This window comes from Peribacillus sp. SIMBA_075 (genome assembly GCF_046534585.1).
In genome coordinates, this window is record NZ_JAWRYN010000003.1 from 273,273 (window position 1) to 286,310 (window position 13,038).

The window sequence follows — 13,038 nt, forward strand, 5'->3', positions numbered from 1 at the left end:
TTATAACAGGGCGATAATGCATAGGCATGGCATCCAAAAACAGGTCCAACAGGTGTCGATCCTATATTCATCAATACGATTTTTCCTGCCAAGGGCTCGATTGTCACCAAAGGGCATATATGTAAATTAATAGATTAGATAGCAATCCCGTGCAGATTTTAGTATGATGAAACGTAGGGATTTTTTCAAATTAATTGGGAGGTTCAATATAAATGAGCTTACTTTCTATAGATAAATTAGCACACAGCTTTGGCGACCGCACCTTATTCAAGGATGTTTCCTTCCGCCTGATGGCCGGCGAACATGTTGGTCTGGTCGGGGCAAATGGTGTCGGAAAGTCAACGATGATGAATATCATTACAGGACAGCTTATCCATGATGATGGCCGGGTGGAATGGACACCTGGTGTCGAATATGGATATCTAGATCAGCATACGATACTTTCTAAAGGTAAATCGATTCGCGACGTCTTAAGGGATGCATACTTACCTTTATTCGAGCAGGAAAAAGCATTGAATGAAGTAACAGAGAAAATGGGGACAGCCACTCCAGAAGAACTTGAAGAACTCTTGGAACAAATGGGTGAAATCCAGGACAAGCTTGAAGCCGGTGGTTTTTACAATCTGGATATTAAAATTGAAGAAGCGGCACGCGGCTTAGGGTTGGATGCAATCGGATTGGACCGTGACGTTTCTGCCCTAAGCGGTGGACAACGGACAAAAGTTTTACTAGCCAAGTTACTTTTGGAACAGCCTGAAGTATTGCTCCTTGATGAGCCGACGAACTACTTGGATGTAGAGCATATCCGCTGGCTGAGCAGCTACCTAAAGGAATATCCTAATGCTTTCTTATTGATTTCGCATGATACCGAGTTCATGAACGGCGTCGTCGACGTCATTTTCCATCTTGAATTTTCAAAACTGACCCGTTACACGGCAACTTATGAAAAATTCCTTGAGCTTGCCGAATTGAATAAAAATCAGCACATCAATGCCTATGAAAAACAGCGTGAATTCATTAAAAAGCAAGAAGATTTCATTGCAAAAAATAAAGCCCGTTACTCAACGACCGGTCGGGCAAAGAGCCGTCAAAAGCAATTGAATCGCATGGAACGTATCGATCGTCCAGAAACTGCAATGAAACCTACCTTTGACTTTAAAGAATCACGTGCGAGCAGCCGTTATGTATTTGAAGGCGAGGATTTGGAAATTGGATATGACCGCCCATTGCTTCCGAAGTTGTCCATGACAATCGAACGGGGAGAAAAAATTGCCGTGGTCGGCTGTAATGGAGTTGGAAAATCCACTCTTTTAAAAACGATTTTGGGTAAAATTGATCCTCTAGGCGGCAAAAGATCACTTGGCGATTTCCTTTTTTCTTCATATTTTGAACAGGAAGTCAAAGCAGGCAATACGACACCGATCGATGAAGTGTGGAATGCATTTCCGCATCTAGACCAACCACAGGTACGTGCCATTCTTGCCCGTGTCGGTCTGAAAAACGAGCACATTACACGTCCAATGAGCCATTTAAGCGGTGGTGAACAATCAAAAGTACGTCTGTGTAAACTTATGCTTACCGAAAGCAATTGGCTGTTATTCGATGAACCGACTAACCATTTGGATGTCGTTGCAAAAGAAGAACTGAAACGTGCATTGAAAGAGTATAAAGGAACGATTGTCCTCGTATGCCATGAACCTGACTTCTATGAAGATTGGGTTACCAAAGTATGGGATGTAGAAGAATGGTCGGCTCAAAATTAATTTTTTTAGGGGATGTCGCAGAACGCGGCATCCCCTTTTATTATGAAGTAAATAAAAAGCTGACTGAAAAGGCTCATTCAGTCAGCATTATTTCCTTAACAGCAGCTTAAACTCGTTCCGCCACCAATGTATATGTTTTCGGAAGTCCAATATCGTGGATTTTATGATTCGGTTCTTCCTCGAGTACTTTAATAACAAGCCCTGATTGACCTATTGACGTTATAAGTTCCCCGATTGTCCATTTACGCTGTACAACTCTTGAAAGGCTCCCCTTTTCCTCATCCGGCATATGCTTGGAAAAAGCGACCTCATTATTTTCGATTGCCGGGGCAAAATAGTTTCCTGTTATCTTATGCTTTTTGCCATTCGAAGTAATGAGCTTTGTTGAAATCGGGTGAAATTCATGCAGTACGAATCGGCCTCCGGGTTTCAACATCGATTTAATTTTTTCAAATAACGGCTGGAGATCGATTAAATAATGAAGCACTCCAAGCTCCATTAAGATCAAATCCTGATTCCCTGATTCATGTTCCGACGGTAATGAAAGCACATCGGAAACAATATACTCGATGGAGACATCGGACCCATTTGCCAGCTCATTTGCAAACGTTGCGTTTTCCTGGGAAAAATCAACAACTTTCACTGTGGCTCCCAATATGGCCATCGCAACTGCTTTGACACCGTTCGACCCCATCAAATGAGTGATTTTTTTGCCGGATATGTCCCCCATATATTTATAAAAAGGGTGCAGTCTCCATTTTGGGTTTTGCTTGATTTTCGATGCCAGTTCCGCAGGATTTCCATAACGATTGACAAGCGCTAAGTAATTATTCTGGTTCCACGCCTGTTCATTTTCCGCTGTGAACCCTTTCTGCTCGGCAAATAAGTAAGCATGAATCTCGGCACTGTACCTTCTCATTTCTTCATCGTATAAATAACTGTACAACGACCTGCACCATACCTCCATATCCCCCATCTTTATAGGCAAACGATAAGGGTCTGTTTTAATGGTCGTGTTAAACCTGCAGTGGACAGTGACAGAAATCCCCTCGACATCCATTTGAAAAGAGGCAGTCTCAGGACTTTTTTCAGGATTTGTCGGGGAGTATTCGGAAAAAAGATCTAATGCCTCATCAAAAAGATCCCATTGTACATCAATGACGATGTTCTCATAATTATCAATATCCACTCCTTGCACGAACAGAGCAGGTCGACCTGTATATTGATAAGGAATATTAGCTTGTTCCAACATATTCCCCATTAATGTGATTGCATGATAATAACTTGCCTTCATATGAACCTCCTAGACATCAAAAGAGCATTACAATTATTCTTCTATAGCAAATTTCAAACCGGTACTCGTAATGGCTATCAGCTCTTCATCATGGCGGTCAATGCCATAAACGAGTAATGTAACAAGCATATATATTGCTCTGAACCTGGCTAAGCTCTCCGTTTCTTTTTCGATTTCACCATAGATTTCAAAAAAGCCTCGGCGTGCTTCTCTTGGGAAATAACTATATAAAAAGGATAAATCAATGGCAGGGTTTCCGATATGCACATCTCCCCAATCAATGATACCTGTAAGAACGCCTTCGTCATCAAGTAAAACATTTCGGATATGAATGTCTCCGTGAACGAGTGAACTCGGTTGCGGAGCACCCAACTCGCCTAGCCCTCCAACAAAATCTTTAACCGCATCAGCTTGTTCAAAGTATCCTAGCATTATTAGATTTGAGACATTTTCCATTAGCGACTTCTTGCGATAGGATACATCAAGCCTCATCATCCCATCAGGCTGTACACCTAAATGCTTAGCCCTTTCCACAGGGAAACGGTGAACAACTTTCAAAAAATGGGCAAATCTTTTTGCCGATTCAGCCTTCTTTGCTTTTGTTCCTTCTACAGGCAAGTGTCCCTTTACCATTTTATAACCGGTAAAAGGATAAGGATATAATGTACTTGGTTTCCCAAAAAAGATTGGTTCAGGGATATCAAGCGGAAAAGTCCCTGCAATTGAAGGCAAAAGCTGATTTTCCAACTGAATCAACGTAACTGCAATAGGGCGGCGAGGGAAACGGAATACAAATTGCCCATTGATTTGTATGACCGTATTATCGAACCCCTCCCCAAGCTGCTTGATCTCTTTCAACTCAATTTCCGGAAACTGCAGCATGATCAATTTTCCTGCAAGCTCCAACGAAACTGGATATTCTGCCAACCAAGGCTTTTCCACTCCAGTCTCCCCCTTTTACCGGTTTCTCCCTCTATTGGGGCTGCTGCCTGATCCACCCCTAAGATTACTTGGCCCTTGTGCACTGTTTGCTCTACGGCTGTCTCTGTGATCTCCTCGTGGATTGTCACGCTTTGGTCCACGGCTGTCTTCCGATCGACCTCCCCGTGAATCTTCACGTTTGGGTCCGCGGCTGTTTTCCATCCGGCCTCCCCGTGAATCTTCACGTTTGGGTCCGAACCTGTTTTCCATCCGGCCTCCCCGTGAATCCTCACGTTTAGGTCCGCGGCTGTTTTCCATCCGGCCTCCCCGTGAATCCTCACGTTTAGGTCCGCGGCTGTTTTCCATCCGGCCTCCCCGTGGTTTCTCCCTTTCGATTTCACGATTGTCCGCTTGATTTACAGAACGGTGACTGCCTCGATTCGGTCCTCTCGTATCTATCCGTTCCCGATGGCGCCTTCCCCCTCCTGAATGCGGTCGGCGGGTACCCACTTCAGCATTATCATCATAACGTTTCTTTTTTTGTCCCACCTCATCAGGTTGGAACATTTTCACTCCTTCAATCGTCTTTCTTTCGATTTTCATGGAGATCCCTTTTTCTATATCGCTTAAAAGCTGAAGATCCTTCGTGGCAATGAAGGTTACAGCCAAGCCATTCTCACCCGCTCGTCCTGTACGGCCAATTCGATGGATGTAACTTTCAGCGTCCTCGGGAACATCATAATTGAATACATGTGTCACACCTTCTACATCAAGTCCTCGTGCAGCAACGTCCGTTGCCACTAAATATTGAAGCTTGGCATCCCTGAAGTTTTTCATGACGCGTTCCCGCTTTGCCTGTGAAAGGTCCCCATGGAGTTCTTCAGAATTGAATCCGGCTGCCTTGAGGGCATCATTCAAAACTGAAACGCGACGTTTTGTACGGCAAAATATGATCGCCAGGTATGGCTGTTCTTCTTTAATTATGTTAATTAATGAAGACTGTTTGGCACGATCGGTCGTTTCGATGACAAGTTGTCTGATTTGCTCGACCGTTACTTGCTCAGCCTTCACAGCGGCGGTTAATGGTTTATTCATGTAGCGCTTAGCCAATTGATGCACTTGTTCAGGCATCGTCGCTGAAAAGAGCAACGTTTGGCGCTCCTCTGGAAGCTGACCCATGATTTCTTCCACTTCTGGTAAAAATCCAATATGGAGCATTTGATCAGCTTCATCCAGCACAAGTGTTTGAGTTTGGGAAAGGTCAATGGTGCCCCTTCTTAAATGATCTAATAACCTGCCTGGTGTGGCAACCACCACAGAAATATTTCTTGTCAGCTTTTTCATTTGCTGCTCGACATCCTGCCCGCCATAAACTGCAAGCACCTGAAGTCCTTCGATTTCATTGGCGAATTTTTTCAATTCGGCTGTGATTTGCAAAGCCAATTCTCTGGTTGGCGTGACGATCAGGGATTGTATGTGGGATGCAGCAGGATCGACTTTTTCCAGGATTGGCAGCAAAAACGCCAAGGTCTTCCCCGTTCCCGTCTGCGCCTTCGCGATGACATCTCTTCCAGCAAGGATATCCGGTATCGATTTCTCCTGTATGGGGGTGGGGTTGGATATTCCTATTTGCTTTAATATCATGTTAATCGCCGGGCTGACGCCAAGGTCGATGAATTTTGTCATGTATTTGCCTACTTTCTGAATTTATTCATTTTATTGACTTGTAAACCAACTTCAGGAAATGGGTACACTTCCTTCACTAAAGGTCATTTTTCTTAGTCTAAGCTATTTGTTAGTATATCATTATCTATTTTCGAGAAAACCTGTCACTTAAAATTTTTCATGCTATTGTACTTTAGTTATTTTTCTAATATAATTTATAAGGTTTTATTATCCATACTATCGAGCTGCTTACTTGAAAAAGGGTAAGCAGCTTATCCTTGTAGAGTTTTGCAAGGATTTTTTTTATATAAAAAAGGAGTGACCGCATGTTTAAATTAAAAGAACGGAATTCAAATATTAAGACCGAAGTACTTGCGGGGCTTACAACCTTTTTAACACTGGCTTATATCATCGTTGTAAACCCAATGATCCTTTCTGATGCCGGAGTTCCTTTCGACCAGGCATTCACAGCAACCATAATCGCAATAATAGTCGGTACCCTATGCATGGCCCTTTTGGCCAATTACCCAATTATCATAGCACCGGCCATGGGATTGAATGCTTATTTTGCATACTCGGTACTGGGAACCCATGATATCTCATACACAGTTGCCTTTTCGGCGGTCTTTGTTACCGGTATCATCTTTATCCTTTTATCACTTACCTCTTTCCGCTCAAAATTGATTGAGGCCATCCCCAATAACTTAAAGCATGCAATCAGTGCCGGAATCGGACTTTTCATCACCTTTATCGGACTTCGCTTGTCAGGTGTCGTAACACAGCATGAATCCAATCTAGTCACCCTTGGAAGCTTCAGGGACCCTAGTGTGGCACTTACATTGGTTGGTCTGGTCATTACGATCGTGCTGATCGTACGTAATGTACAGGGTGCGATATTCATCGGGATGATCGTGACTGCCATAATCGCTTTCTTTACAGGCCAATTGGAAGTGGATGGGCTTGTTTCCACTCCTACATTACCTGAAGGGATAATAGTCGCCAATCCAATCACATCTATCGCGGATGTCATTAACTACGGGCTTTATGGCGTCGTCTTCTCCATTTTACTTGTGATGTTATTCGATACGACAGGTGCTTTATTAGGCATTGTTCGTCAAGCCGGATTGTTGAAGAATAATAAGCTTGAAAAATCCGGCAGTGCTTTTTTTGCAGACTCCATCGGCACTACCGTTGGTGCTATGTTCGGTACAAGCCCGACCGCAGCCTCAGTTGAATCTTCGGCTGGGGTAGGAGCAGGAGGCAAGACAGGCTTAACCGCGTTAGTTGTGGCCATCCTTTTCTTAATAACTGCCTTCTTCAGTCCACTGATAGGGGCTGTTTCAAATGTAGCGGCAATCACGGCACCAAGCTTGATCATCGTGGGTAGTATGATGATCAAGAGCATTAATGAAATTGACTGGACACACTTTGATGAGTCATTCCCAGCCTTTTTGGTCATTGTCGCCATGCCGTTAACGTCAAGCATCGCAAACGGGATAGCACTTGGATTCATCGCCTATCCCATTTTAAAAATGGCTAGAGGCAAGTTCCGTGAAGTGCATCCGTTCGTGTACGTGTTTGCTATTCTATTCCTCTATCAACTGATTTTCCTAGCTTGATCATTTCAAGAGGAACCCCCTGTGGTTCCTCTTTTTTTAACCAGCTCTCCAATAAAAAGAAGGATATCCAACTTTTCGTCAGATATCCTCCTATATATTACTGGTTCATTTGATCAAGAAAATCACCCAGGAGATCATCAAGATTTTCCTCTTCTTGTTCGGGTTCTTCCACTTGTTGTTCGGGTTCTTCCAAACTCCAATCAAAATCATCTAGATCTCTCTTAGGCAAGTCTTCCTTGACCCCATCCACTTCCTTTTCTTCAAGCTCAACTTGCATATATTCCTCATTCGATCCATTACTGTTCAAAGAGGCAAGCAAGGCCGTAGCGCGTAAAGGATCGGATAAAAGGTTGTACATAATCGTTCCAAGCATAGCTTCTGAGTGGGAATGCTTGAGCCAATCACGCTGAGATTTGCTTAGCTTGTTCGGCATGGGCAGGGCAATCATTTCCCGATCCTGATGGGTGGATTGCCCGACTCCATCGAGAACATACTCGGCAATTTTACTGGAAAAATTCCTTCTTTCCGTTTCCTTCAATTTCTGCAGCTGTCTTAACGTATAGTCTGATACATCCGAAGGGATACGAAAAGTGATGGCTTGCCCTCTTTTAATTTCAGAAGAAGCTGTTTTTTTCATTCTCTCACCTATTTAATGGAACCCGTTCTTTGTTCTTTCTTCTTTTGCTGGGACTGATTCTGTTCCTTTGCATTCCGGCGTTTAAAATCCGAAATCAATTTATAATAGGCGTTTGCCATCATCCAAACGCTTTCCCGCTCATCTTCGAAAAAGTCTATATTGTAGCCATCGAAATTTTGATTCAATGTTTTCAAGTAATCTTTCAGGACAATTGATCCCCCGCCTACAAAATAGCAGATTTCCGTTTGGGAATTTTTTTGCCATACATTGCGCAGGTGGCGATATTGCTTTTTGGCCAGTTCTCCCAAAATACGGTCAACGATATCATGGACACTAGTCCGGCTTCCGCGAACCATAATATGATTGCGATCATTTTTCTTCGTGATGATTTCAACGACGTCGCGTCTGCTATCCAGCTCGACACCATGTTTCTTCCTGATTTCTTCACGAATCGATTCAAGGGCTTCAGCTACTCCCAAATTGAATCCTTGAGCTTTGTCATCGTCAACTTTACGGTTTTTAATGACCGCGATATCTGTCGATAATCCACCGATATCCTGAATGAGTATTCTTCTATCTATTAATTCACGGTTAATGATATTCAAATCTTTATCCATGACCAAATTTATGTATGCAGCGAAGCCTTCTGGATAGACTTTCACTTCATCGAATTTGATATTAACCTTCATGCCTTGGTATTTAGGGGTAATTAAAAATTCCACCTGGTGGACTGAACCAAGTAATTTCGAGCGGTACCCGACGTCTTTCCCTTCTTTAACCTCCCGAAGTGGCAACCCTGTTCCAAGCGTATAGTTGGCTTCCACAACATTATTCACTTTTTTGAATGTATCGTTGTCCCCCAACTTGGCAGCGTCTAATGCAAGAGCCGCAAAAAGCATGACTAATGTTTGATCTTCTTCCGATTTACTGCTTCCTAAATCCAGTTCTGTAGGATTATCACTTTTTGTCGCCAAGTTCCCAACGCGATAAATCGCATTATTGTCTTGCAGAGCCGGTGAATGGACCCTAATATGAATCCCTTCCAATGGGTTTTTTTCATTAAGTTCCTCAATCCCAATGACCGGACGGTCCTCTATGTCTTTTGCAATGACATTCGGTATATATAGTTCAGACTCTAGCTTTCCAAAAATAGCTTTGATAGCATCATTTCCTACGTCTACTGCTGCGATTCTAGAACTCATCTAAAAAACATCCCCTTTTTTATAGAAAAAAAATAGTGAAGCATTCCCTTTAAGGATAGAAAAGGTTTCCACGATAGTCAATCCTTCATTAGTAATAGCTAGATTTGTCGAATTGTTTTCAAATTGTTTACAATAGGAACAAATATGTATACACCTTATATATAGCTATGTGTACGCATTTGCACACAGGTATACGTAATTGTACACGATGCATCTTTTTTTGTTTACACGTATACGTTTTTGTACACAAACCTTATATTGTATTTTTAATTGATCTTTCCCCCTACAAAAATAAGCGTATAAATAGTGAATTTGGTTGTGGTAATAAATGGGCGATTCATTAATGAACTGTACAGAGGTATTCAATGATTGAGAAAAATACAGAAACCTCCAAATTTAGGAACCTTATTGGCGCAGTCCGTTAACTTTCCCTTCTTTTTCTAAACTAGATACAGATATAACCGCTGACGTCTTAATTGCAGGCAGCGGAATTACAGGGATTACTCAGCTAAACAAGGTATTAAAGTTACACTAATTGATGCTGGCGAAATCCTTAATGGAACAACGGGGCGGAACGGGACACACCACAGCATGGCCTGATTTACGATTTGTTTGATCACTAAAACATGGTGAAGAGAAAGCCAAACTATATTATGTAGCCAATGCAGACGGAATGAGCTTATCAAAGACTTGGTAGAAGAACATTCCATTGAATGTAATTAGGCTGCAATGGATACTATATTCACGCGAATACTGATGAATATAAAAGTAAAATTCAAAAAGAACTAAAAGCTTATCGAAACTAGCCATTCGCGAGGATTATGCAGTAGAAATTCCTTTCTGCTTGTAAATCTTCTATGATCCAAGCACAGTTTCGCCCCTTTAAGATATTTGACGGCCCTCCTCCCCACGATTCTGGAAGCTGAAAAAGTTATCCCGATAGTCATTCCTTCATTAGTTGTAGCTATATTTGTCGAATTGTTTTCAATAGAAAAAAATATGTATACACCTTATATATAGCCATGTGTACACAATTGTAAACATGAATACATATTTGTGTACAACAAATCTATTTTTGTTTACATGTATACGTATTTGTAAACAAACCAAATAATGTATTTTTCTGAATCTTTCTCTTACAAAAAATAGGGGTATAAATAGCGGATTTGGGTATGGTAATAAATGGACGATTCACTAATGAACTGTATGGAGGTATTCAAATGACTGATAAAAATACAAACCTTCCTCAATTTCCGGAACCCTATTGGCGCAGTGCGTTAACTTTCCCTTCGTTTTCTAAACTAGATAAAGATATAACAACTGATGTTTTAATAGTAGGTGGCGGAATAACTGGAATCACTTCAGCTTATCTATTGGCTAAACAAGGCATTAAAGTCACACTGATTGAGGCAGGCGAAATCCTTACTGGAACAACCGGACACACTACAGCAAAAATAACAGCCCAGCATGGCCTGATTTACGACCAGTTGATCACCGAACATGGAGAAGAGAAGGCCAAACTCTATTATGAAGCGAATGCAGATGGAATGAAATTAATCAAAGACTTGGTAGAAGAACATTCCATTGAATGTAATTTGACTGCACAGGATGCCTATGTTTACGCGAACACCGATGAATATAAAAGCAAAGTCCAAAATGAACTGAAAGCCTATCAAAAGCTTGGCATTCGGGGGGATTATGCAGAGAGTATCCCTTTCTCCATTCCTTGTAAAGCTGCAGTGATAATGAAAGATCAAGCACAGTTCCATCCGTTAAAATATTTAACTGTCCTCATCTCCAAGATTCTTGAAGCTGGAGGGACAATCTATGAACGGACAACGGCCATGAAGATTGAAGACGGCGACCCACCGACCGTTCAAACCGATACTGGATATACCATCAAAAGCAATCAGGTAATCGCTGCCTCCCACTTCCCTTTCAATGATGAAACGGGCTTATACTTTGCCCGTGTTTATGTAAAAAGGTCCTATGTACTTGGAATTAAGACTGATCAGGAATATCCAGGTGGGATGTATTACAGTGCAGACAACCCTACCCGATCCCTTCGCTATACGGAATTGGAAAATGGGGAAAAACTTATACTTGTCGGCGGGGAAGGCCATAAAACAGGCCAGGGAATCTCGACTATCGAGCATTATGAGGCCTTAAAGGACTTCAGTTCCCAATATTTCGATGTTACGGATATTCCATATCGCTGGTCGGCACAAGATATTATGTCACCGGATAATATCCCCTTCGTCGGTCCAGTGACATCCAATCATCAAAACGTTCAAATTGCAACGGGTTATGCAAAATGGGGTATGACGAATGGATCGATTGCCGCTAAAATCTTGACTGACCATATTTTGCAAAGGGATAACCGGTATGCAGAATTGTATGCCCCTTCCCGTTTAAAAGGCTTGAAGAATATGAAGAATATAGTTCAACTTAATGCTGATGTAGCGAAACATTTGATAAAAGGCAAATTGGCCACCATTCTTAAAACGCCAGAAGACTTAGGCATTGATGAAGGGGCAATCGTGAAGGTCAATGGAGACAAGGCTGGGTGCTACCGAGATCATGATGGTCAGCTGCATATTGTCGATTCCACATGTACCCATATGGGCTGTGAGGTTGCATGGAACAGCGGCGACCGTACCTGGGACTGCCCATGCCATTCCTCCCGTTACTCTATAACCGGGGAAGTATTAAATGGTCCTGCCGTCGAACCATTGAAAAAAATACGCTAATGGACAATGTTAGTAATAGTCGACTGGGTTCGCCGTTTTCCTTATACTGAAGTTATGCATGATTGAATGATTGCAAATAACTCTGAAAAGGATTGAATTGAACATGAACGGTAAAAATCGGAAAGACATTACCCCTGGTGCCTCAGTGGACATTATACTTAAAGCAGATCAACGCAGCGGAAAACTGACAAGCGGAACTGTAAAGGATATTTTAACCAACTCCAGCAGTCACCCTCATGGAATTAAAGTAAGATTGACTGATGGCCAGGTTGGCAGGGTTCAAGTCATTCATAAGTAAAGCGCACTCGGTCCAGGCCGAGTGTTTTTTTTGTATATCTTAAGCTTGAAGATATTATAGAAATTTTTTATGGGTTTTTCGACGGCATCGATAAAGATGGAGATATTTCAATCATGTTTCCCGTTCATACTTCGTACAATAGGGTTGAGATCTCATTAAAAAGGCTGGTGTCAACATGAATCAAGAATATAATGCCCCCGATAGGGATTATTACCGCAATGATGAACATACATTAAGAGTTTCCGGCTCAGAGACGCTATCTGCTGCCCCGGATCAAGCCATAATCACCCTTGGAGTCATAACAGAGGATAAGGACCCGCAAAAGGCCCAGCAGGCCAATTCCCAAGCAATCGCGAATGTCATCGCATCACTTAAATCCGCTGGCATACCCGAAGAGCAATTGAAAACGAGTGATTATAGAATCGATCCACAATATGATTATATCGACGGAAAGGAATTGTTCAAGAACTATAAAGTCCAGCACATGATCCAAGCCCAAACGACAGACATCGAAAAAATAGGCAGCATTATCGACACGGCAGTCAGAAGCGGTGCCAATTCGATCACAAGCATCCGCTTTTCCTTATCCAATCCAGAAGCATATTATAACCGGGCACTTTCGCTCGCTTTAAAAAAGGCATACGAAAAGGCACTCTCCATGGCTCGAACAATAGGAATCTCATTGAATCCAATCCCTAATCAAGTTGACGAAGTATCAGAAACCACGACGCCAATCCATTTCCAAACGAGCACCTTTTCAAAAATGGCATCCACCCCAATCCAGCCTGGAGAATTGAATATCACCGCCTCAGTCAGGGTGGTGTACACGTATTAAACATTTCATTATCCAATCCATGCTAAAAACCCCCTTGGCAAACCAAGGGGGATC

At 42.3% G+C, this 13,038-nt stretch carries 11 protein-coding genes; 6 read left to right on the forward strand and 5 right to left on the reverse strand.

Going from position 1 to position 13,038, the window contains the following annotated elements; genetic code table 11:
* Positions 1-212 precede the first annotated feature (212 nt).
* Together SB775_RS04660 and SB775_RS04665 are read left to right on the forward strand one after the other, a co-directional pair.
* Positions 213-1,763 carry an ABC-F family ATP-binding cassette domain-containing protein gene (locus SB775_RS04660; protein ID WP_061465848.1) on the forward strand — a complete coding sequence of 517 codons (1,551 nt, stop codon included), beginning with the start codon at positions 213-215 and terminating at the stop codon, positions 1,761-1,763.
* Positions 1,745-1,873 (forward strand): hypothetical protein, encoded by a 129-nt coding sequence (locus SB775_RS04665; protein WP_410860662.1) that lies wholly within the window; start codon positions 1,745-1,747, stop codon positions 1,871-1,873. Before SB775_RS04660 ends, SB775_RS04665 begins: the two co-directional genes overlap by 19 nt.
* Here the strand turns inward: SB775_RS04665 and SB775_RS04670 are convergent.
* The 3 genes from SB775_RS04670 to SB775_RS04680 are packed head-to-tail and all read right to left on the reverse strand — an operon-like array spanning position 1,870 to position 5,664.
* Entirely contained in the window at positions 1,870-3,057 is a 1,188-nt protein-coding gene (locus SB775_RS04670; RefSeq protein WP_410860664.1) for a class I SAM-dependent methyltransferase, read from the reverse strand. The two genes, SB775_RS04665 and SB775_RS04670, sit on opposite strands and share 4 nt — an antisense overlap.
* Before the next feature lie 33 nt (positions 3,058-3,090).
* Entirely contained in the window at positions 3,091-3,999 is a 909-nt protein-coding gene (locus SB775_RS04675) for a phosphotransferase (RefSeq protein WP_410860665.1), read from the reverse strand.
* Positions 4,000-4,014: 15 nt separating this feature from the next.
* Positions 4,015-5,664 (reverse strand): DEAD/DEAH box helicase, encoded by a 1,650-nt coding sequence (locus tag SB775_RS04680; protein ID WP_410860667.1) that lies wholly within the window; start codon positions 5,662-5,664, stop codon positions 4,015-4,017.
* 305 nt (positions 5,665-5,969) lie between these two features.
* Here SB775_RS04680 and SB775_RS04685 point away from each other — a divergent pair, with 305 nt between their 5' ends.
* Entirely contained in the window at positions 5,970-7,262 is a 1,293-nt protein-coding gene (locus tag SB775_RS04685) for an NCS2 family permease (RefSeq protein WP_061465852.1), read from the forward strand.
* 97 nt (positions 7,263-7,359) lie between these two features.
* On the opposite strand, the gene SB775_RS04690 is transcribed toward SB775_RS04685, so the two are convergent.
* Together SB775_RS04690 and SB775_RS04695 are read right to left on the reverse strand one after the other, a co-directional pair.
* A complete protein-coding gene (locus SB775_RS04690) occupies positions 7,360-7,899 on the reverse strand; it encodes a hypothetical protein (RefSeq protein WP_410860668.1) in 540 nt (179 codons plus the stop codon).
* A gap of 8 nt (positions 7,900-7,907) precedes the next feature.
* On the reverse strand, positions 7,908-9,101 hold the full coding sequence (locus tag SB775_RS04695; protein ID WP_284469144.1) for a ParM/StbA family protein: 1,194 nt from the start codon (positions 9,099-9,101) through the stop codon (positions 7,908-7,910).
* Between the two features lie 1,220 nt (positions 9,102-10,321).
* Between SB775_RS04695 and SB775_RS04700 the strand changes: the two genes are divergently transcribed.
* The 3 genes from SB775_RS04700 to SB775_RS04710 all read left to right on the forward strand — a co-directional run bounded on the left by SB775_RS04700 (position 10,322) and on the right by SB775_RS04710 (position 12,984).
* Positions 10,322-11,851 (forward strand): FAD-dependent oxidoreductase, encoded by a 1,530-nt coding sequence (locus SB775_RS04700; protein ID WP_410860669.1) that lies wholly within the window; start codon positions 10,322-10,324, stop codon positions 11,849-11,851.
* Between the two features lie 103 nt (positions 11,852-11,954).
* The gene (locus SB775_RS04705) at positions 11,955-12,149 is read left to right on the forward strand and encodes a YwbE family protein (RefSeq protein WP_061465859.1); all 195 of its coding nucleotides are present in this window, start codon (positions 11,955-11,957) and stop codon (positions 12,147-12,149) included.
* Between the two features lie 175 nt (positions 12,150-12,324).
* A complete protein-coding gene (locus SB775_RS04710) occupies positions 12,325-12,984 on the forward strand; it encodes an SIMPL domain-containing protein (protein WP_410860671.1) in 660 nt (219 codons plus the stop codon).
* Positions 12,985-13,038 lie beyond the last annotated feature (54 nt).